Source organism: Thalassotalea euphylliae, from assembly GCF_003390375.1.
GTDB classification, from domain to species: domain Bacteria; phylum Pseudomonadota; class Gammaproteobacteria; order Enterobacterales; family Alteromonadaceae; genus Thalassotalea_F; species Thalassotalea_F euphylliae_A.
In genome coordinates this window covers 3314750-3335372 of record NZ_QUOT01000001.1, presented here as the reverse complement: position 1 = coordinate 3335372, position 20623 = coordinate 3314750, and the positions used below count along the sequence as shown (strand labels likewise).

General features: G+C 43.5%; 17 protein-coding genes and 1 tRNA gene. 13 read left to right on the top strand and 5 right to left on the bottom strand.

The annotated features are described in order from the left end of the window. Window positions 1-55 precede the first annotated feature (55 nt). The 4 genes from DXX94_RS14665 (at window position 56) to rimI (ending at window position 2257) form a co-directional block, all read left to right on the top strand. Complete coding sequence (locus DXX94_RS14665) at window positions 56-733, top strand: tetratricopeptide repeat protein (protein ID WP_116017022.1); 678 nt, start codon at window positions 56-58, stop codon at window positions 731-733. A gap of 520 nt (window positions 734-1253) precedes the next feature. Beyond that, a tRNA-Trp gene (locus DXX94_RS14660) sits at window positions 1254-1330 on the top strand. A 101-nt stretch (window positions 1331-1431) separates the two neighbouring features. After that, complete coding sequence (locus tag DXX94_RS14655; protein WP_116017020.1) at window positions 1432-1773, top strand: DNA polymerase III subunit psi; 342 nt, start codon at window positions 1432-1434, stop codon at window positions 1771-1773. 1 nt (window position 1774) lies between these two features. After that, on the top strand, window positions 1775-2257 hold the full coding sequence (rimI, locus tag DXX94_RS14650) for a ribosomal protein S18-alanine N-acetyltransferase (RefSeq protein ID WP_116017018.1): 483 nt from the start codon (window positions 1775-1777) through the stop codon (window positions 2255-2257). Window positions 2258-2295: 38 nt separating this feature from the next. Here rimI and DXX94_RS14645 read toward each other — a convergent pair whose 3' ends face one another. The 3 genes from DXX94_RS14645 to DXX94_RS14635 are packed head-to-tail and all read right to left on the bottom strand — an operon-like array spanning window position 2296 to window position 4799. Continuing rightward, window positions 2296-3564 carry a M56 family metallopeptidase gene (locus DXX94_RS14645; RefSeq protein WP_116017016.1) on the bottom strand — a complete coding sequence of 423 codons (1269 nt, stop codon included), beginning with the start codon at window positions 3562-3564 and terminating at the stop codon, window positions 2296-2298. Then, entirely contained in the window at window positions 3557-3931 is a 375-nt protein-coding gene (locus DXX94_RS14640) for a BlaI/MecI/CopY family transcriptional regulator (RefSeq protein WP_116017014.1), read from the bottom strand. The genes DXX94_RS14645 and DXX94_RS14640 overlap by 8 nt, the downstream gene beginning before the upstream one ends. Before the next feature lie 55 nt (window positions 3932-3986). Then, window positions 3987-4799: a hypothetical protein gene (locus DXX94_RS14635; RefSeq protein WP_116017012.1), complete on the bottom strand. Its 813-nt coding sequence runs from the start codon at window positions 4797-4799 to the stop codon at window positions 3987-3989. A 258-nt stretch (window positions 4800-5057) separates the two neighbouring features. On the opposite strand from DXX94_RS14635, the gene DXX94_RS14630 reads away from it, so the two are divergent. The 6 genes from DXX94_RS14630 (at window position 5058) to DXX94_RS14605 (ending at window position 12127) form a co-directional block, all read left to right on the top strand. Further along, a complete protein-coding gene (locus tag DXX94_RS14630) occupies window positions 5058-5615 on the top strand; it encodes a YaeQ family protein (RefSeq protein ID WP_116017010.1) in 558 nt (185 codons plus the stop codon). 6 nt (window positions 5616-5621) lie between these two features. Next, on the top strand, window positions 5622-6410 hold the full coding sequence (locus DXX94_RS14625) for an acyl-CoA thioesterase (protein ID WP_116017008.1): 789 nt from the start codon (window positions 5622-5624) through the stop codon (window positions 6408-6410). Between the two features lie 169 nt (window positions 6411-6579). Then, window positions 6580-8160: a peptide chain release factor 3 gene (prfC, locus tag DXX94_RS14620; protein WP_116017006.1), complete on the top strand. Its 1581-nt coding sequence runs from the start codon at window positions 6580-6582 to the stop codon at window positions 8158-8160. A gap of 133 nt (window positions 8161-8293) precedes the next feature. After that, window positions 8294-10039: an arginine--tRNA ligase gene (gene argS / locus DXX94_RS14615; RefSeq protein WP_116017004.1), complete on the top strand. Its 1746-nt coding sequence runs from the start codon at window positions 8294-8296 to the stop codon at window positions 10037-10039. Window positions 10040-10112: 73 nt separating this feature from the next. Continuing rightward, window positions 10113-11234, top strand: coding sequence for an HDOD domain-containing protein (locus DXX94_RS14610; protein ID WP_116017002.1), 1122 nt, complete (start codon window positions 10113-10115; stop codon window positions 11232-11234). A gap of 92 nt (window positions 11235-11326) precedes the next feature. Continuing rightward, window positions 11327-12127, top strand: coding sequence for a TatD family hydrolase (locus DXX94_RS14605; protein WP_116017000.1), 801 nt, complete (start codon window positions 11327-11329; stop codon window positions 12125-12127). Between the two features lie 17 nt (window positions 12128-12144). Here the strand turns inward: DXX94_RS14605 and DXX94_RS14600 are convergent, their stop codons facing one another. Continuing rightward, window positions 12145-12753: an AhpA/YtjB family protein gene (locus tag DXX94_RS14600; RefSeq protein WP_181901568.1), complete on the bottom strand. Its 609-nt coding sequence runs from the start codon at window positions 12751-12753 to the stop codon at window positions 12145-12147. A gap of 81 nt (window positions 12754-12834) precedes the next feature. Between DXX94_RS14600 and serB the strand changes: the two genes are divergently transcribed. Further along, window positions 12835-13842, top strand: a complete 1008-nt coding sequence (gene serB / locus DXX94_RS14595; protein WP_258872181.1) for a phosphoserine phosphatase SerB — start codon at window positions 12835-12837, stop codon at window positions 13840-13842. A 111-nt stretch (window positions 13843-13953) separates the two neighbouring features. Here the strand turns inward: serB and DXX94_RS14590 are convergent, their stop codons facing one another. Beyond that, on the bottom strand, window positions 13954-16398 hold the full coding sequence (locus tag DXX94_RS14590; protein WP_116016996.1) for a PilZ domain-containing protein: 2445 nt from the start codon (window positions 16396-16398) through the stop codon (window positions 13954-13956). Window positions 16399-16579: 181 nt separating this feature from the next. Between DXX94_RS14590 and radA the strand changes: the two genes are divergently transcribed. Next, window positions 16580-17941 (top strand): DNA repair protein RadA, encoded by a 1362-nt coding sequence (radA, locus tag DXX94_RS14585; RefSeq protein ID WP_116016994.1) that lies wholly within the window; start codon window positions 16580-16582, stop codon window positions 17939-17941. A 112-nt stretch (window positions 17942-18053) separates the two neighbouring features. Further along, window positions 18054-20282, top strand: coding sequence for a S9 family peptidase (locus DXX94_RS14580; RefSeq protein WP_374188851.1), 2229 nt, complete (start codon window positions 18054-18056; stop codon window positions 20280-20282). Window positions 20283-20623: the final 341 nt, after the last annotated feature.

Sequence of the window (20623 nt, the reverse complement as noted above, 5' to 3'; positions counted from 1 at the left end):
TGCTACTTTAGGTAACATAGTCGGATAACATACTTGGAATAAGAAGGAATTTAGCATGAGAAAATCACTATTAGTTATTGCGCTGTTGTCTTTCTACTCAGCGTCTAGTTACGCTTCAAATGAAATAACATCTTGCTTGAGTACCAAGTGTCGCAGTTACTTTAATGACTTCGATGTATATGCTAGTAGTGGCCACAAAGAAGCTATCGCCACCTTAGCGGATATGTACTACAACGGTTATGGCACGAAAAAGAATTTGCGCCGCGCATTTAAATACTACAAAAAAGCTGTATTTAAAGGTGTACCAAGTGCTCAATATAAAATGGGGCTCATCTATTTATCCAACGATCACTACCAAGACCCTGAAAAAGGCCTTACCTACATAGAGCAAGCCGCACAAAGCAAGCACCCTGGTGCGATGCATACTCTAGGGGTGATTTATTTACACAATCAAAACTTACCGCAAGCAGATTACTGGTTGGCACAAGCCTATCGGCAAGGTGATAGCAGTATGCAAAGCCTAGTTGAACAACTAAAAAGTGCTCAACCAGCAATACTGGCGCAACTACCTCAACTAAATGAAGAAGTAGCTGAAAATTGGCTTGTGTGGCACCAAACTGACAAAAACAAGCAAGCATCTGTACAAGAGTATTTAGACACACAGCTAAACATCTTCAAAGAGCGCAGCCGAAGAACGGTTGATTGGCCGAGTAATTGGGCTTCAACGCCCTAGGAAACTAACCGGCAAAGATAGCTTGTTGAATGAACTAGATTCTACTCATCTAGATCAAAATACTTAAAACCTCTATCTCGAATATTTATACCAATTTGAGTAATTATTTAGTCTCTCAGAATGACATAAGCAGTATTAGAACAAACGAAATTTATGACGATATAGTTGTTCTACATCAAGTGAATTTTGTGCAGTTATCATGCTACTTATGCATCCCCAAGGGCGAGTTTTAAAGTCTCATATACTGCGTTATGCCATTTGCTTTTCGTTCAAAAAAGAGAGAATAACCATTCTCTGCACGCCAAGCCTTGTCTATGAGCCTTTAAATTCTCGCTGAGTGATCAAATAATTATTCAAGTTGGTATTAGTTGCCCCCTGTCAGCAGAAAGGGCTTGTTTACTTATCAAGCCCTTTCTGCTGAAAATACCAGCAAACAATTAAAAACCGCTATTTTTTTGCAATTTTCGCTTTTTAAGGGGTTTACCTTTAACTTTGGTTGGGTATAATGCAACGCCTCTGCAGGGGTATAGTTCCAATTGGTAGAACAGCGGTCTCCAAAACCGACGGTTGGGAGTTCGAATCTCTCTACCCCTGCCACTTTTTCTCTCTCTTTACTTTCAGTTACTTCGTAACATATAGTCTGCTCAACAAACTCGTTAATCATTGTTTATCACAAGTGATAATTGTATTTGCCTATTATGATCCAGCAAGCAGCATTCGATAAATTGACCGCCATGGGCATTGACTTGTATCAACTACGAGATCAACAAAACTCAGCTCCTACAGCAGACTATTTAGCCATTGATGTCAAAGCAACAGCAAACCATCGCTTATATTTAGATATTTTGACTGCGCTGTCACTGAATCAAACTGAAGTCAGTATTAAAGAAGATAAAATAGATTTAGGCTTACTTGATTGGCAATTTCATCAAGCAGAAGCTATCGAGTTAACCAAGCAACATCTAGTCACGCCAAGTTTAGACGTGCTTGCTAGCAAGCCTCAACTGAAGCAGCAACTTTGGCTGCTACTCGCTAATTAAAATGACAAGTTCAAGTATTAACAACCTCACCTACACCGCAATTACATTGGATAATGTGACTGCGCTGATGCCAATTGAAAATGCTTGCCATACCCACCCATGGACAGAAAAGCTATTTCGTTCTTGTGTAGGCGGCCGCTACTTTGGTGACTATGCACAAACAATTGACGCCAGCGGCAACAGTAAAATTATCGGCTTTTACATTGGTGAATATATTTTAGGTGAAGCCACGTTAATGAATATTTGCGTGAACCCCATTGAGCAAGGTCAAGGGCTTGGCAATGCGCTACTAACGCAGTTTATTGCACAAGCGAAAAACCTTGGTGGCGAGCAACTTTGGCTTGATGTTAGAACCAGCAATACGGCCGCTATTATGCTTTACATCAACCACGGCTTTACCGAAATTAGCCGCCGCACTGGTTACTACCCAACGGCAACAGGCTATGAAGACTCGATTGTGATGGGGAAAAAGCTGGTAAGCTAACTTACACTGTTTACGTACCAGCTTTTCCTACGTCTTCGCTAATTACTCACCGTTATTTGCTCGGTCAAGTTAGCGAAATTAAATGTAGAATTATCATCCATCATAAAATCCAACTGCACTAAATTATTGGTTGAACCACTAGCCGATGTTTCATATTGCCATTGCGCTAACGCTGTTGTTGCAACTTTATTAAATACGTTCTCAGGAATAGCTTTAACAACACTAATGTTGCTGACACTGCCGCTTGGCGTAATATCAAATTTAAGCACCACCGAACCTTCAACTCTATCGCGTGCCGCTTGAATCGGATATTTGGGCTCAATGCGCACTGTCGGTTTGATGTGGTCAGCCAAGTTACTCATTTTCTTACTCGACTTATGCGTATCATTTGTTGAGTAGCCATCACCAGCATAGCTAATTGCCGACATTACACTTAATGCTCCCACCAACACCGCAGCACTTACCAGTTTGGATTTTTGGTAGCCTTGTTTAATCATATTAATGCGTTCAAACATCACGTTTTTATCTCCATATTCTTTAAAGGATAATTGAGCAAAGCCAAGTGGTGGAGATGCTTGTGCCGCCACCAACAAGGCCTTACTGTAGTTAATCCTGCAAGTCGTGTGTTTGCGCGCCAACACGGTTTGATCACAGGAAATTTCCTGATCACGGCGAAAGCGCAAATACGCTAGCCATGCCAGAGGGTGAAACCACATTAAAGCCACTATCAGCAGCCCAATGGTGTTCCATACCATGTCATTTCGATTGAAATGGCAAAGTTCATGTTCAAGAATCAGCTGTTGCTGCTCTTTCGAATATAAATGCTCAAAATGCTTGGGGATCAAAAGTTTCGGCTTAACTATCCCGACTAGCGCAGGGCTATAATCCTGCTGTGTTCGGTAAACTTTTAATGCGCTGTTTGCTAGCACTTCATGATGCAATAATTCATTGGTAGCAAGCTGCCAATTAGACTGTGAGTTGATCAGTTTAAGATGCTGAATACTCCAAAAGCCCAGTAAACTGAGTACACCAGCAAGCCAAATAGTAAGCAAAGGTAACTCAGCAGGAGCACTTAAAGGTTCACCTGTGTAAACTGCCAAGTACCGCTGCACGCTTTGCCCTTCGCTAACAACAGCAAACCAGTTTGGCAACTCAATAAATGGGACAATCAAACTTACAGGTAATAGCAGCCAATTAGCGTATCCCATTTGAGGGCTGTAAAAGTGGGATAAATAGCGTCTAGTCAGCAGTAACACCACAGCAACTAATGTAAATGGGATGATTACCTCGCCAAGCCAGTTAATCATTTTCTCGCTCCCAGTCGCTAATCAACTGCTTCAACGACTCGATGTCTTCTTTTTGCAAATTGTTGTGCTTAGCAAAACCAGCAACTAGAGGTGAAACTCGGCCGCTAAACAAACGTTTTATCAACGACTGGCTAGCGTGTTGTTGATAACTGGCTTGTTCTAAAACCGGGTAATACAGGTAGCGACGTTTATCTTTCTCGAAACCTACTGCACCTTTTTTTACCAGCCGATTAAGCAAAGTTTTCACTGTTTTTTCATGCCAAGGGCGTTCCTGATTCAGCTGTTCAATAATATCGCCAGCAGACAGAGGCTGTTGCCCCCAAAGTATCGTTAATACTTCGGCTTCGGCATTGCTAATATCAATCATAATAATTTCCTAATTTGCGGCCTCTATTACCAAATCTCATTGGCAATTGACCTACCTAACTACGCTGACCATAAACAAACTGACAGCCTGCTAAATTTGCGTAATCTTCTATTGGTGTTAATTTCGTCACGTGCAATTGGCTTATTTGATCGTGTCTTGATTCTTGCTGAGCTTCAAAATAAAGCCAACGACCACCAGTGTCGGGACGCATCTCAATAAATGGATATGCTCGCATTCGCCATTGGCCGCTGGTGCCATAGCTATAGTTTTCGGTTTTTACTTCTTCACTAAAGGAATATCGACCTTCAAGTGTTAAGCTGAGTGTTAATGGGGTTTCACAGCGAGCGGCTCTAGGCTGTTCGCTTTTGCCATGCTCGCCTTTTTCATACTCGACATGGTCATGTTCACTTGGCGCATCTTCACTTGGATTGTGTTCAATTCGATATAAATTCGCCATATCTCTCATTAAAGTTCCAGCATGCGGGTTAACTCTATTCGGCACCAGAAATACCCCAATAGAGTTTTTTTGAAACCAATGATTACCTTCTTTTAAGGCCGAAGTCCGAGTTACTTGCCAATCAAGGTTGGATAACTCGTTTGCTAACAAATGAACAATCGCAGGATCTGAGATAAAAGGAGAATAGATAATGGTGGTATCGTTAATCGACTCAGGAAACTGATGTTGGTTAACAGAGATGTTGAACGATTTATCCCCTAGGTTACTTTGCAACTGTTGAATAACGTTGGTTTGTTGTTCCTCAGTTAAGTAGCGACCGTATAAGTGCACGGTAGGTGTACTACAACCGGCTGTCACCATAGCAAGTACACCCAGTACCATCTGTTTTACAATCACTTTTACTGCTTTCATACTAATTCCCATTTGGAGTCAAAATAGAGCTTGCTCATTTAACCTGCGGAACGAAATTGATTGATTTTCATTAAGCTTTACCTTCATTGATTACACATGTAATCAAAAATAACAATTACACATGTAATTTTAACTTGCAAGTCTATTTTTTAGGCTACACACGCAAAAACCAAGACAACCAATTTGCTAATTAGCAGGTGACAATATCTGCCATTGTGTGAATATAATTAGAGCAACTACTCATATTCATCATTTCTTATGGCGCTAAAAGCAACAATATTTAAAGTTCAGTTATCCATCTCTGATATGGATAGAAACTACTACGCCGAGCACGACCTCACCATTGCTCGTCACCCTTCTGAAAACAACGAAAGAATGATGCTGCGCATCTTGGCCTTTATTTTTAATGCCAACGAGTCACTAGCCTTTACCAAAGGGTTAAGCGATGTTGATGTGCCTGATTTATGGCAAAAAAACTTACACGATGAAATTGAACATTGGATAGAGCTCGGCCAACCGTCGGCAACACGCATTAAAAAAGGCTGCAACCAAGCCAAGCAAATGACCATTTACAGTTATGCCGATGGCCCGTTTAACCAGTGGTGGCAAAAAGAAGAGAACCAACTTCGCTTAAAAAGCAATTTAACCGTTACCACGATAGCGCCTGAGTTAGCCGAACAATTAACTAATTTAGTTGATCGCCAAATGCATCTGCAATGTACTCTTTCTGAAGGTCAACTTTGGTTGACCATTACTAGCCAAGCAGATGGTGAGGAAACCATCGAAGTGACACCGCAAACCCTATCAAGGAATTAGCATTTTATGCATATAGATACCCTACTCGCGCAAGCAACAAACTCATCGACACTCACCATTCCCGCTAGCTGGGGACAAGGGCGTACCGTATTTGGTGGTGTTTCAGCGGCAGTGCTCTATCAGGCAATCAAATCGAAAGTCGCTAACTATAGGCCAATGCGCTCATTTAACTGTAACTTTGTCGGACCATTGGCGGTAGATGAGCCATTTGAGCTACAAGTTGAGATCTTGCGCGAAGGTAAAAATGCCACTCAAGCATTTGGCAAGATAATTCAACAGGATAAAGTCGCGGTGATTTGCCAAGTGTGTTTTGCAGTTGATCGCCAATCGAAAATCGCGGTTGAAAATACTGAGCAACACGATTTACCGCCGGCAAAAAAAGCACAGTTTATTCCACCAATTCCGAAAGTCGTGCCTAAGTTTTTAAAACACTTAGACCTCAACCTAGTGGAAGGTAAGTTCCCATTTATGGGCAGTAAAAAGAACCATATCAAAGGCTGGATTCGTTTTAGCAAAGCGCCAGAAGCTATTACTGATGCTCACTTAATCGCGTTAATCGATGGCTACCCTTGCCCAGTGTTGCAAACCTTAAAATGGCCAGCACCGGCGAGCAGCATGAACTGGAATATTGAGTTTTTGCACCCGCATGACGAAATCAAGCCAACTGACTGGCTCGCCTATTCATCCTTCCCACGCCAAGCTGCCGATGGCTATTGTCATATGGAATCTGATATTTGGGATGCCAATGGCAAGCTGATTGCTATCAGTCGTCAAGTGGTGGGAGTTTTCGATTAAAGTATTTTTATAGATGAGTGCTTGATTCGTTGATTCGACAGGGGTGATTTATAGTCAATAAGTGCGAGTAGTAACAATAAATGACAAATAATTTTTGCTGCTCTTATCGACACTTCTCGCTATAATACTGCGCTTTTAATTTTCACCCTTATCGTTACAGGAATCAGGCATGTCTGTACAACAGCAAGAAGTCGGCAAACGCCGCACGTTTGCTATCATCTCTCACCCGGATGCGGGTAAAACCACGATCACCGAAAAAGTATTATTATTCGGTCAAGCTTTGCAAACTGCCGGTACGGTAAAGGGTAAGAAATCAGGTCAGCACGCTAAGTCTGACTGGATGGAAATGGAAAAAGACCGTGGTATCTCGATCACCACCTCGGTAATGCAATTCCCATACGCTGACTGCCTAGTTAACCTGCTCGATACCCCAGGTCACGAAGACTTCTCGGAAGATACCTATCGTACACTAACCGCGGTAGACTCTTGTTTAATGGTTATCGACACCGCCAAAGGTGTTGAGGACAGAACCATTAAATTAATGGAAGTTACCCGTTTGCGTGACACGCCAATCATTACGTTTATGAACAAAATGGACCGCGATACCCGTGATCCAATGGAAGTAATGGACGAAGTGGAAGACGTACTGAAAATTAAATGTGCGCCAATCACTTGGCCAATTGGCATGGGTAAAGAGTTTAAAGGGGTATATAACATATTAACCGATGAAACCATCCTTTACGCCACAGGCCAAGGTCACACGATTCAAGAAAAACGCGTGATTAAAGGCTTAGACAACCCAGAGCTAGACGCTGAAATTGGTGCCTTCGCAGAAGACTTGCGTGAAGAATTAGAACTAGTCGTTGGTGCATCGCACGAATTCAACCTAGACGAATTCCTAAGAGGTGAACTAACACCAATATACTTTGGTACCGCACTCGGTAACTTTGGTGTCGACCATATGCTTGATGGCTTAACCACATGGGCACCTACGCCACAGCCACGCGCAACAGACAAACGCGATGTAGAAGCCATCGAGGAAAAATTCTCAGGTTTCGTCTTTAAAATTCAAGCAAATATGGATCCGAAACACCGTGACCGTATTGCATTTATGCGTATCGTTTCGGGTAAATACAGCAAAGGCATGAAGATGCGTCAAGTGCGTATTGGTAAAGATGTGAAAATTGCTGATGCGGTAACCTTTATGGCGGGCGATCGTGCAAACGTTGAAGAAGCCTTTGCTGGCGATATTATTGGTTTACATAACCACGGCAGTATCCAAATTGGTGATACCTTTACCCATGGTGAAGAAATGAAGTTCAGCGGTATTCCGAACTTCGCACCAGAAATGTTCCGTCGTATTCGCCTGCGCGATCCACTTAAAGCTAAGCAACTGCAGAAAGGCTTAATTCAGTTATCAGAAGAAGGTGCGGTACAAGTATTTAGACCACTAGATAACAACGATATGATCGTTGGCGCGGTCGGTGTACTGCAATTTGAAGTGGTGGTTCAGCGCTTAAAAACCGAATACAACGTAGATGCGATTTACGAGCCGATCAGTGTTGCCACAGCGCGCTGGTGTACTTGTGATGACGAGCGCACGCTTGATCAATTCCGCAAGAAAGCATCAGATAACTTGGCGCTAGATGGCGGCGATAACCTAACTTATATCGCACCAACCATGGTTAACCTAAACTTGGCACAAGAGCGTCATCCAGACATAGTGTTCCATAAAACCAGAGAGCATTAGCAACTAGGCTAGCTCCCCAAATATTCGGCGCTATGGTGATGAGTTGCTTGTAGCGTCATAAAAATTTTAACTAGGTAGTGCTATAACCCACTACCTAGCTTGCTTAACTGCATACAGATAGAGATCTTTTAACATGAATATTAAGTCTTTGCTTTCGGAAAAAGTGTTGGCTGCTATGGTGGCAGCAGGCTTACCAGCAGATACCAACCCGGCGGTTAGCCAATCGACTAAGCCACAATTTGGTGACTATCAAGCCAATGGCGTGATGGGCGCAGCGAAAAAGTTAAAAACGAACCCACGTGAATTAGCCACGAAAGTGGTTGAGCACTTAACACCTGCACTTGCGGATATTGCCGACAATATCGAACTTGCAGGCCCAGGTTTTATTAATATTCATTTAAACAACGACTGGTTAGCTAGCCAGTTAGCAGCCAGCGCCGCCGATGCTAACTTAGGTGTTAGTCAACGTGCAGAGCCTCAAACGGTAGTGGTTGATTACTCCGCGCCGAACCTAGCGAAAGAAATGCACGTTGGTCACTTACGATCAACCATTATTGGTGACGCTGTGGTACGTGCGTTAGAGTTCCGTGGTGATAAAGTTATTCGTCAAAACCATATGGGTGACTGGGGTACGCAGTTCGGTATGTTACTAGCGCACCTCAGCGATAAGCTAGCCGCCGATGAAGTAGCTGAAACTGCCCTATCTGACTTAGAAGCTTTCTACCGTGAAGCTAAAGTGCGCTTTGACGACGAAGCAGGCTTTGCCGATCGCGCCCGCGAATACGTTGTAAAACTTCAAGGTGGCGACGCGGAATGCGACAAGTTATGGCAACAGTTTATCGATATTTCTATCGCCCATAGTGAAGAGATTTACGAAAAGCTAAACGTTACCCTAACCCGTAACGATATTATGGGTGAAAGCGCCTACAACCCGGACTTACCAAAAGTTATCGATGAATTAATGGCACAAGAAATTGCCGTTGAAGACCAAGGTGCAAAAGTCGTCTTTATCGACGAAATGGCGAACAAAGATGGCGAGCCATCGGTGTTTATCGTGCAAAAATCAGGTGGCGGTTACTTATACGCCACTACCGACTTATCAGCCTGTCGTTACCGCAGTGGCGAGCTAAACGCTGATCGCATCATTATCTTTACCGATGCGCGCCAAGCCTTGCACTTTAAACAAGTGGAAATTGTTGCTCGTAAAGCCGGTTTCTTACCGGAGCAAGTGGCTTACGACCACTGCCCATTCGGCATGATGATGGGTGACGATGGCAAGCCATTTAAAACCCGTACTGGCGGTACAATTAAGCTAGCAGAGCTACTTGACGAAGCGGTTACCCGTGCAACTGATTTGATCAAAGAGAAAAACCCAGAGATCAGCGATGAGCAACTTGAAGAAGTCGCGCGTAAAGTGGGTATTGGCGCAGTGAAATTCGCTGATTTATCGAAAAACCGCACTAGCGACTACATCTTTAACTGGAAAACTATGCTGAGCTTTGAAGGGGCGACAGCGCCATACCTACAGTACGCTTACTCGCGTATTCAAAGTATTTTCCGCAAAGCGGGTGTTGACGCGGCAAGCTTGACAGAGCCAGCAACAATTGAATCACCACAAGAAAAAGCGTTAGCCCTTAAACTACTTCAGTTGGAAGAAGTACTAGATTCAGTGATTGCTGACTGTACCCCTAACCTACTTTGCAACTACTTATACGAGTTAGCCAGCTTGTACATGAGCTTCTATGAAGCTTGCCCAATCCTAAAAGAAGGTATTAGCGAAGAAACCAAAACATCACGCTTGGCGATTTGTGCAAGTGTTGCAAGCACACTTGCCAAGGGCTTAGATATCTTAGGTATCGATGTTATGGAGCGTATGTAATACGCTCCCTGTAACAGGGATGCAGCTTGAATAAAATGTTACTTTTAGGGAGTAAGGAAGAGGTGAAGTCGTAATGAAGCTTTTACTTATCGGGGCTAATAGCGCCGATCAAGCAACGCTAAATAAAATTTTTAGTCGCGGGAATCATACCTTAAGCCAGGTTGCCAATGCTGAACAGGCACTTGAGCTGCTTGCCGCTAGCCGCTACGACGTCATTGCAGTTAACGAGCAATTGGCGGATATGGCGGTAGAAGCGTGCCTAAAAGCACTTATTCAAGCGGCTCCTCATGCCCTTAAAATTGTCGTTACCCACGATGACAACAGTGACTTCGATTTAGCACACGAGCAGATTCGTTCACCAATTCACGCTGCAGACCTGGTTACCTTGCTTGAAGCCATGGTGCCACAGCACAAAGTTATCACCAAAAAACACATTGTTGATGCCGTTGCTAAGGTCAAAACTCTACCAAGCCCACCTAAGGTTTATATGCAGCTTAATCAGCTGCTGAAACAAAGCAATACCGACTCAGCAAAGATTGCCGAAATTATTAGTCGCGACCCAGCACTGGTTGCTAAAGTACTGCAATTCGTCAATAGCTCAGCAATGGCTAAGGGCAAGCAAATCACAAACATTGGTGATGCCATCACTAAAATGGGGGTTGATACCCTGTGCTGTATTGTGATGACGGCAGAGATGTTTTCCTATCAGCCCAATATTCCTGACTTTTCAATTGAGCAAGAACAACGGCACTGTTTAGCCACCGCGCGAATGGCGGCATCTATTGTTAAGGCACAGCTAAAGCAACAAGCATTGCTGACTGGTTTACTGCATGGCATTGGCAAATTGGTGCTCTATGAAGTTGACGAAAAGCAAACCAAAAAGTTTATGGCAGAGCGCTTAAATGGCAGCGATAACATTGGCTTAGAGCAAAAGTTATTTAATACCGATCACGCGCAAGTAGGTGGTTATCTGTTGCATTTATGGGGCTTTCCTTATGCCATTGTCGAAGCTTTGGTATTGCAATATCAACCGGAAAAACTGCTCAATAAACCATTTGGTACTGCGCATGCTGTTTACTTGGCGAATACCTTGCTAAAAGAGCGCGAGTTGTCACCGCTTTTTATTGAGAAATTTAAACTTGAGCCCATGTTAGAAAAACTAGTGGCACGTGCGGAAAAAATTCGCAATTTCTAGCCCGCTCCAAATGATCAGATGAACAAATTAGGTTAGCTTCATGCTAACCTTTTTTATATGTAAACCGCATACCAACAATCACTGAGAATCACTTGCTAACCTTTACTGACAGCCATTGCCATCTAGATTTTGACGAACTTAGCCAGTCATTGGATGAGGTGCTAACAACTTGTGAAGCACAGCAAATAAAGCGCATTATTGTGCCTAGTATTGGCCCACAAAACTGGCAACAAGTGCTATCGCTGCCAGCACAAATGATAAGCTCAGTTGACCTCTACCCTTGCTTGGGCATTCACCCTTGGTTTCTCGATGGTTTGGCTGATGATGCCATTGAGCAACTCGACAAATTAATAGCGGAGCACAAAGCTTCGTTGATTGCACTCGGTGAAATGGGTATTGATGGGACAATAGCTAAAGACAGCAAAGAACCAACGCAGCACCTCAACCAACAAATCGCTATCTTTGAACAGCAACTTGAGCTAGCCAAGCAGCATCAACTGCCCGTAATCGTTCACCACCGGCGGTCCCACCCCGAAGTTGTACGTAGCCTAAAAGCGGCTAAGCTAAGCCGTGGCGGTATTATTCATGCTTTTTCCGGCAGCTACCAACAGGCAAAGCAGTATTTGGACTTAGGTTTTTTACTCGGTATTGGTGGCACCATTACTTACCCCAGAGCGACCAAAACCATCAACACTGTTAAAAAGTTGCCTATTGAATCTTTGGTATTAGAAACCGATGCACCAGCGATGCCACTGGCGGGGTTTCAGGGACTAGCTAATCACCCCAAACATGTTGTCGATGTATTTGACGCGCTAGCTAATTTACGCAGTGAAGACAAATGTATGTTAAGCGAGCAGATTGAAGCCAATATAAACCGCTTGTTTAACTTGTGACTTAAATACCCTCGTTATTAGCGGCGTTTGCTTTTAAGCAATGAAGTGGGCGACCTAAAACGGCTTAACCCGCGCGCTAACAAAAAGCCAATCAAACCAGCTACGAGTAGCATATAACGCATAACCTCTTGATGTTCAGTATTAGCCTGTTGCAAGCTTTGTTGCCACGCATGTTTGCTGATAGTAAAGCGTAAATACCCTTGCAGCTTTTCATCCCTAAGCTCAACTACAAGCGGAGTCACGTCGGAAGATGTCGATATTTCTGGCGTGTTGATGCCAAATAATTCGTGAATGGTCTGCTCAGTACCACCAACGCCGACAGTTTGCCCAGTTTGATCATACAAGGTCACTCCCGCAATAAATTCAGGCAACGCAAGCTTTGCTAAGTAGTCATTTGTTGCGGCTTTTTTACCTTGCTTTAATAACACCAACATAGCTTGTGCTGCTTGGTTAATGTAATCATCAGCGAACGCTTGCTGTTGACTAGAAATTAACTGAGCTTGGTCGTTATAACGAGTTATCAGCATATTGAGCAGCACAACAATCAAGACTATCGCGATCGCTAATTGCAGAATTTTGTTATAAATCGATGATATTTTGGGGTATAAAGGCAATTCTGTTTGCATCGTAGCCATTAACCAAGTGAACAATATTTATACCATATAGCATGTATGCATCTGTTTAAATACTGAATTTAGGACTCTTTCGTGATTACCAGCAATTTTCAATCTGATGTCAGTGTCAGCGACCAGTCGCTTTCACAAGCCTTTCAAACTGCATTAGCTCAAGCGCCTGTGTGCCTTTCAACAACCCCGAGCGGTTTTCAATTTAGCGAGTATCAGGCGCAAAATTCAAACATTGAACTTGTGGTTTTTAGCTCGCTTAGTGTCAGCTTACTTGCTCGTATCGAACAGCAATGCCAACTATCGTTGACCGCATTAACCGCGGTCAATCAACGGAATCAACTGGAAAGTGTCAGTTTTGCAATTGAATGTGAAAACATTACATTTGCGCGCGAGCAGTTAGTAACATTGACCCAAAGCGAGAATTTCGAAGCAGCCATTGTCGCTGACGCACCACGCTTAGACGAACCGGGTTTATTGGTGATGGACATGGATTCCACCACGATTGAAATTGAATGTATTGACGAAATTGCAAAGTTGGCAGGCGTTGGTGAAAAAGTTGCCGAGGTAACGGAACTAGCAATGCAAGGTAAGCTAGATTTTTCGCAAAGCTTGCATCAACGCGTTGCCACCCTTGAAGATGCGCCAGAATTAATTCTTGCAGAAGTCGCGAATAACTTGCCGTTAATGGCAGGCTTAGTCACCTTAGTTGAGGCATTAAAAGCACACAATTGGCGTGTTGCTATTGCCTCCGGCGGCTTTACCTATTTTGCTGACCATCTGAAAGAAACGCTAGGTTTAGATGCCGCCTATGCGAACACGCTAGAGATTGTTGATGAGAAATTAACAGGCAAGGTGCTTGGCAATGTGGTTGACGCTCAAAAGAAAGCAGACGTGCTTATTGAACTCGCTGCGCAATATGGCATTAAGGCAACACAAACGGTTGCCATGGGCGATGGTGCTAATGATCTTGTGATGATGGAAGCAGCTCACCTAGGTGTCGCCTATAAAGCAAAACCGCTCGTACTGGCGAAAGCCGATTCAAGCATTAGCCATAGTGGCTTGGATTGTATGCTTCATTGGTTAAAATAACCCACTTTTTCCTGCCGAAGAAAAACGCAACACAAGAAAAAACATCATAAGAAAAAGCCAGCATATTGCGAAATATACTGGCTTTTTTGTTTTGATCACTGGTGAATGTTTTTAATTTAGCAGTTTATGGCGATTTATCACTTCTTGGGTGATATCGAAACACTGCATGACGCCAGCAACGCTCCAAATTTCCTGTTCCAATTGCTTACCGCGATGAATTGCATAAGAACCAATATAGCTTAACTCTGGGTTCAAGTGCTCCATATCCGGCTCTACGGTGCGAGACAATTTAATTTGCACACAGTAAAACTCACCGTTTTTTCGCGCCTTGTCGATAAACATTTTTTTCAATTTAGTGGAACTTAGTTCACTGGCTAACTTAGTTGTCACTGCCTGATCAATCGCGTCAACATTTCGCTTAATTGAAATAAACAAGGTTTCCTCTGCTGGAGCATCAGCTTGTTGTAGTTTTTTCAACGTGAGGTTAACTAGATTAGCGGCTTCTGGGTGATGTAATAATGGGTAAAGATTGAGGTGCTTAGGCCGATCACTTAAGCCCTTCATGCTCATTAAAAACGGTTTTTCATTATTACCGATTGCCAAAGTTTCAACCTTGTAACGACTGCCACTTGATTGCACGAAGAAGCTCGGGACGCTCGTACTTTTCGCGTAGATTGTGCGTAATGCTTTGGCAAGACCCGGTGTCATGTCTGCGTATTCTTCTTTGGTCAGCTTGGCTTTATTTTTTTCAATCAATACTTTGAAGAAAGCTCTGCCAATATGCTGATGACGCTCAACATGAACGCGTAAATTCAGCACATTTTTCTTTTTATTGATGCGCATGACTTCATAAGGCAGCGATTTTAACTCAAAAGTTGACGTAATTTTTTGTAGATTCGGGAAGGCGATTTTAACAATTTCGCCTTTGGTTAATACCGCCGACTTATCTAAGTGCACTTTAAGGCCTGATACCGAAAAATCCTGCGAAGTGCCTGTCCACATAACACCTTCCGCCTCAACCTCGACAGGAGTCTTATAGACAAATCTAGGCTCTTGTCGTTGATTTCGATAGTTAACACCAATTTCATCCATAGCAGGCACGTTAACCAAACGCTTGTGACCAAATGCTTTTAACTTGCTGGTGACAATGTCGTCGTAATTAAACTGCTGGTAATCACTGCGTATTTGCTTTGTGGTCACGTCAGTCGCGACGACAATATATGACAAGCCCGAAAGAATACTTTGCACCTCTTCCGAAATTGGCATGTCTAGGTAGGCATCTTTTTTGGTCAAGGTGTTTGCAAGCGTTAATGGTGCATTCGCCTTTGCTTTATCAACTGCAACAATTGAGAGCATAGTAACGGCAAATGTCGATTTCGACGCGGCAAAGCCTAAAAAGTGCCTCGCAAATGATTCATCTTGAGCAAGTTGCTTCTCATCCGCGGTGTAAAAATAAGAGCGCCCCTGACTTTGATGAACAAAGCTGTACACCAATAAGGAGTGTCCAGTTTTTTCAGCACGTAGCATACGCTCAACTCGATCTGAATCAATCAAGTTATATAACGTGCTTTGCTTCGCTTCATTTTGCCAGTACTGATATACCGCTTGATTGTTATTACAGGTTAATGCGTAACGCGGTACAAATTTACCTTCTCTGGCTGCCACAAATACTGGTAACTCATTGATTTTCGGCAAGGCAAATTGTTCTAAGCTGCGAGATTTTAACGCGGCAATGGTATTGTCTAAATTAACTTTATAGCGGCGTTTGTTGCCTTGAATAAAACCTTTGAGAAACTGCTTAAAACCATCTTTTTCTTTGTCGAGAATGCGTGACGCACCAATCAGTTGAACTTGGTTTTCAATACTGATGTTTTCTACTTGATACTCAAAGATGGACTGACTACCAAATTGGAACTCCTGCGTTAGGCCAGTAAATTCAAGCTTAATAACATCGCCAACCGATATTTTTTGCATGGCCGCAAAGCGCAGCTTAACACCTGAAATACTTAAGTCTGAGCTAGTCGCTTCTATTTGTTCACCATTAGCAAGCGTTACACCAACGGCGATCGCGAAATTCATGCGTTCTTCTTGGCGATTATAAAAATCTCCAAAAGGTACAAATTTAGCGGGGTAATAGAGTTTTTCTTGAACTTTTGGTGTGCCGCTTGGCGCTGCTGTTGGCAGGCTGCCGGCTTTCTCGCGTTGATAAATAACGCGAAAATTGTTTTCAGTATTGTTTACTGCCTCGTAAACACCGAAGGTGTAACCGCCATAAGCGCTGACATTATCTTTGTATACTCGAATCGCTAAGTCATCGAGATAATGCGTGCGCTCTTCATCTTCAAAGGCTTTACATTCACCATCGACATGACCACGTAAATCAATCAAACGAGTACAAGGTTGTGCCAAACGCTTAATTTCCATTTTTAGTAGGAAGCGTTCGGTTTTCGCAATATTTTTTGTCGCGTCTAAAAAAGTTGCCTCAAAGTCGGATTGCTTTACTTGGCCTCTAAAACGCTCAATGATTTTTGCATATTGAGAAAAATTCTTGGTCATCTAATCTCTATTTTCTTTACAATGGCGCTAATTGCGAATTACGACACAAGCCAGTATATATAAGACTTAGCCGATAATAACCAGTTAAGACAGTATTAAGCGCCAATTTTTAAACACAATTTAATTAAAATCAATATCTAACGCATCGAGCTAGCAATATCTGTGCCCCAAAAGGATAATCATGGCAAAAAATAAAACTTCGTATGTCTGCACTGAATGCGGTGCTGACTTTTCTCGTTGGCTCGGCCAATGCCCAGAATGTAAGGCTTGGAACACTATTTCAGAGTTTCGTCAGCCCAAGGCAAGTGGCCGCGGAGGAAGCTTTTCAGGCTTCGCTGGCAGCGTCGCGTCGCAAGTTCAAACGTTAGATAGTATCGACTTAACAGATTTACCACGTTTTTCATCGGGATTCCTTGAGTTCGATCGTGTTTTAGGTGGCGGTATCGTACCAGGCAGTGCGATTTTAATTGGTGGTGAGCCTGGCGCGGGCAAAAGTACATTATTGCTGCAGACCATGTGTCACTTAGCGAGCCAAATGCCAACCTTGTACATCACAGGTGAGGAGTCCTTGCAGCAAGTCGCCATGCGTGCCAAGCGTTTAGGGCTAGCCACCGATCAGTTGAAGTTATTATCAGAAACTAGCGTTGAAAATATTTGCCATATTGCCGAGCGTGAGCAGCCAAAAATCATGGTTATTGATTCCATACAAGTAATGCATATGGCCGATATTCAGTCGGCACCGGGAAGTGTTTCACAAGTGCGCGAAAGCGCCGCATTCTTAACCCGCTTTGCCAAACAGCACCACGTTGCCATGATTTTAGTGGGCCATGTCACCAAAGACGGTTCTTTGGCTGGCCCTAAAGTACTTGAGCACTGTATTGACTGCTCCATTATGCTCGAAGGCTCAACCGATTCACGATATCGCACCTTGCGTGGCCATAAAAACCGTTTTGGCGCAGTCAATGAGCTCGGCGTCTTTGGCATGACAGGTACTGGGCTTAAAGAAGTCAAAAATCCGTCTGCGATTTTTCTTAACCGTGGTGAAGAGCAAACACCAGGCAGTATCGTTATGGTTTTATGGGAAGGCACTCGACCGCTACTGGTTGAAATTCAAGCCTTAGTGGATCACTCCGCGCTCGGTAATCCAAGGCGTGTTGCGGTTGGCGCTGAGCAAAACCGACTTGCCATGCTACTGGCGATTTTACATCGCCACGGCGGTCTGCAAATGAATGACCAAGACGTATTCGTTAACGTGGTTGGTGGCGTTAAAGTGTCTGAAACTAGTATCGATTTGGCCTTACTTTTAGCGTTAGTTTCTAGTTTTCGCGATCGCGCCCTACCGCAAGATTTAGTGGTATTTGGTGAAGTAGGTTTGTCAGGTGAAATTCGCCCTGTGCCTAGTGGTCAAGAGCGCATCAATGAGGCCGCTAAGCACGGTTTTAAACGGGCGATTGTGCCGTATAACAATATGCCAAAAACTAAGATTGATGGCATGAAAGTTATCGGCGTTAAAAAGCTGAGCGAAGCTTTAGAGGCGATTTAGCCTTAGCCGGTGAATTTTGCTAGTATGCGACAACACAAAATCCTTGGTTAATGCTTAGATTGCTTCAACGCATTGGCATTAACCACTTTTATCAATAATAAAATCCAGGTTTATTATGACGTTATTCACTCGAGTCGCACTCACTCTGGGATGTGCGCTGGCATTGCAACCTGTGTATGCCGAACAGCTTTCATTAGAGCGTATTTACAGTTCGCCGTCACTTAGTGGTCAAACGCCAAAGTCTCTTAAGTTTTCTCCAGACGGCCAACGCGTTACCTATCTACAAGGTAAAAAAGAAGACTTGTACCGTTATGACTTGTGGGAATACAACCTTGCCGATAAACAGCATCGCTTACTGGTTGACTCCAACGATATTTTCTCAGGCCCTGAAACCTTGTCTGACGAAGAAAAAGCACGCCGCGAACGCCAACGTGTTTATGGCTCAGGCATTATGGAGTATACCTTTTCTAGCGACGGCACCGCGTTATTGTTTCCACTTAATGGTGACGTTTACTACTACAGTCTAACTGAACAGACTGCACGTCGTATTACCGATACGCCGGAATTTGAAACCGACGTTAAGTTTTCGCCAAAGGGTAATTACATTTCCTTTATTCGTGAGCAAAACATTTATGCTTACGAGCTAAGCTCGGGCAAAGAACGCCGTTTAACCAAAGACGGTGGCGGGCTAATTAAAAACGGCATGTCAGAGTTTGTCGCCCAAGAAGAAATGGGTCGAATGACAGGTTACTGGTGGGCGCCAAACGAGCAAAACTTAGCCTTTTTACGAGTTGATGAATCGCCAGTACAAGTAGAAATCCGCAATGAAATTTACGCGGAAGAAATTAAACTAATTGAGCAGCGCTACCCTGCAACTGGCACCAACAACGTTAACATTCAATTGGCAACTGTGGACGTTAAAGGTAAGCGTATTCGATTTGTCGACACTGGTGATAAAACCGACATTTATCTACCACGTGTTAATTGGATGCCAGATAGCCAACAGCTAACCTACCAATGGCAGAGTCGCAACCAGCAAACTCTAGAGCTACGCAGCTACAATATTAAATCGCGCCGCCAAAACACATTGCTAACTGAAACGTCAGATTACTGGCTAAACCTGCACGATGATCTGCGTTTCTTAAGCGATGGCAGTTTTATTTGGGCATCAGAGCGTGATGGCTTTAAACACCTTTATCACTACAGCAAGAAAGGTGAATTAACCGCCCAGCTAACCAAAGGCGAATGGGTGGTAGATAGCATCAAAGCGGTTGATGAAAAAAATGGCTGGGTCTACTTTACTGGTCGTGCCGATACTCCGCTTGAACGTCACCTTTACAAAGCGCCGTTATCAGGTAAATCGCCAGAGCACGTTGCGCGCGTCACCAAACGTAACGGCTATCACGATGTGACTATTGCGGGTGATTACCAAACCTATTTGGATGATTATTCGAGCATTGCCCAGCCTAAACAAGTGAGTTTGCACCAAATTGGCGGCGAGCACCTAACTTGGTTATCAGAAAACAAACTTGACGAAACCCACCCACTAACCCCTTATCTAGGCGATTGGGTGCAACCAGAGTTTGGCTCGCTCAAGTCTGATGATGGTCAAGCCAACCTTTACTACAAGTTATACAAGCCGAAAAACATGGCGCCAGGTAAGCAGTACCCTGTGATTGTCCGCGTTTATGGCGGCCCACATGCGCAGCGCGTTACCAATCAATGGGGCTCAAAGGAGTACTTAACTCAGTATTTAGTGCAACAAGGCTATGTCGTGTTCCAACTGGACAACCGCGGCTCAAACTATCGTGGCACTGCATTTGAATTCCCAATTTATGAAAAGTTGGGTGACGTTGAAGTTACCGATCAAATCACTGGCGTAAAATACCTTCATACCTTACCGTTCGTTGATAAAGAACGCATTGGTATATACGGCCATTCTTACGGCGGTTATATGGCACTGATGACCATGTTCAAGGCGGGCGATTACTTTAAAGCCGGTGTTTCTGGCGCTCCGGTAACCGATTGGATGTTGTATGACACTCACTACACCGAACGCTATCTAAACCACCCACAAGCTAACCAGGCAGGTTACGATGCGAGTAGTGTTTTCCCTTATATTGATGGACTATCAGGCGCATTGCTGGTTTACCATGGCATGGCTGACGATAACGTATTGTTCACCAACACCACTAAGCTAATTAAAGCGATGCAGGATAAAAACAAAACATTCGAGCTAATGACATACCCAGGCAGTAAGCACAGTATGCGCGGCAAAGCCGTTAAAGTGCATTTGAATGGCACCATAGTGAATTTCTTTAATCGTCACTTCCAACCATAAACTGGCGATTTAGACGTACTCTTTAAGGCGGCTTATAAGCCGCCTTTGTTTTTCACTTCCTACTGTTTCCCACTCTTTTATCCGTTTTATTCTGAAGCTTGCCCAACAATCGCACTTATCTAGCTGCAAATCATCTAGATAGCTGAATGAAATTTACTGCTCAGCTTTATTTACTGCTTAGTTTTGTGTCGCCACCTTAACAATCACTACTGCGTAATTATTCACAACGGATGAATAATTTTGACGTGACAAATCCGACCAGATTGGTCAAGATTAGGGTTCGTGATATCGCCCATTAATAATAATTATATCGATAGTAAGTCAGGTGATATAACGAACTT

What these genes read in the sequence shown, in the direction of transcription:
- DXX94_RS14610 (WP_116017002.1), top strand. Translation starts at nt 10,113, where the DNA reads ATGAAGCTTTTACTTATCGGGGCTAATAGCGCCGATCAAGCAACGCTA.
- DXX94_RS14590 (WP_116016996.1), bottom strand. Translation starts at nt 16,398, where the DNA reads ATGACCAAGAATTTTTCTCAATATGCAAAAATCATTGAGCGTTTTAGA.
- radA (WP_116016994.1), top strand. Translation starts at nt 16,580, where the DNA reads ATGGCAAAAAATAAAACTTCGTATGTCTGCACTGAATGCGGTGCTGAC.
- DXX94_RS14625 (WP_116017008.1), top strand. Translation starts at nt 5,622, where the DNA reads ATGCATATAGATACCCTACTCGCGCAAGCAACAAACTCATCGACACTC.
- argS (WP_116017004.1), top strand. Translation starts at nt 8,294, where the DNA reads ATGAATATTAAGTCTTTGCTTTCGGAAAAAGTGTTGGCTGCTATGGTG.
- DXX94_RS14635 (WP_116017012.1), bottom strand. Translation starts at nt 4,799, where the DNA reads ATGAAAGCAGTAAAAGTGATTGTAAAACAGATGGTACTGGGTGTACTT.
- DXX94_RS14655 (WP_116017020.1), top strand. Translation starts at nt 1,432, where the DNA reads ATGATCCAGCAAGCAGCATTCGATAAATTGACCGCCATGGGCATTGAC.
- DXX94_RS14665 (WP_116017022.1), top strand. Translation starts at nt 56, where the DNA reads ATGAGAAAATCACTATTAGTTATTGCGCTGTTGTCTTTCTACTCAGCG.
- DXX94_RS14630 (WP_116017010.1), top strand. Translation starts at nt 5,058, where the DNA reads ATGGCGCTAAAAGCAACAATATTTAAAGTTCAGTTATCCATCTCTGAT.
- DXX94_RS14645 (WP_116017016.1), bottom strand. Translation starts at nt 3,564, where the DNA reads ATGATTAACTGGCTTGGCGAGGTAATCATCCCATTTACATTAGTTGCT.
- prfC (WP_116017006.1), top strand. Translation starts at nt 6,580, where the DNA reads ATGTCTGTACAACAGCAAGAAGTCGGCAAACGCCGCACGTTTGCTATC.
- DXX94_RS14640 (WP_116017014.1), bottom strand. Translation starts at nt 3,931, where the DNA reads ATGATTGATATTAGCAATGCCGAAGCCGAAGTATTAACGATACTTTGG.
- rimI (WP_116017018.1), top strand. Translation starts at nt 1,775, where the DNA reads ATGACAAGTTCAAGTATTAACAACCTCACCTACACCGCAATTACATTG.
- DXX94_RS14600 (WP_181901568.1), bottom strand. Translation starts at nt 12,753, where the DNA reads ATGCAAACAGAATTGCCTTTATACCCCAAAATATCATCGATTTATAAC.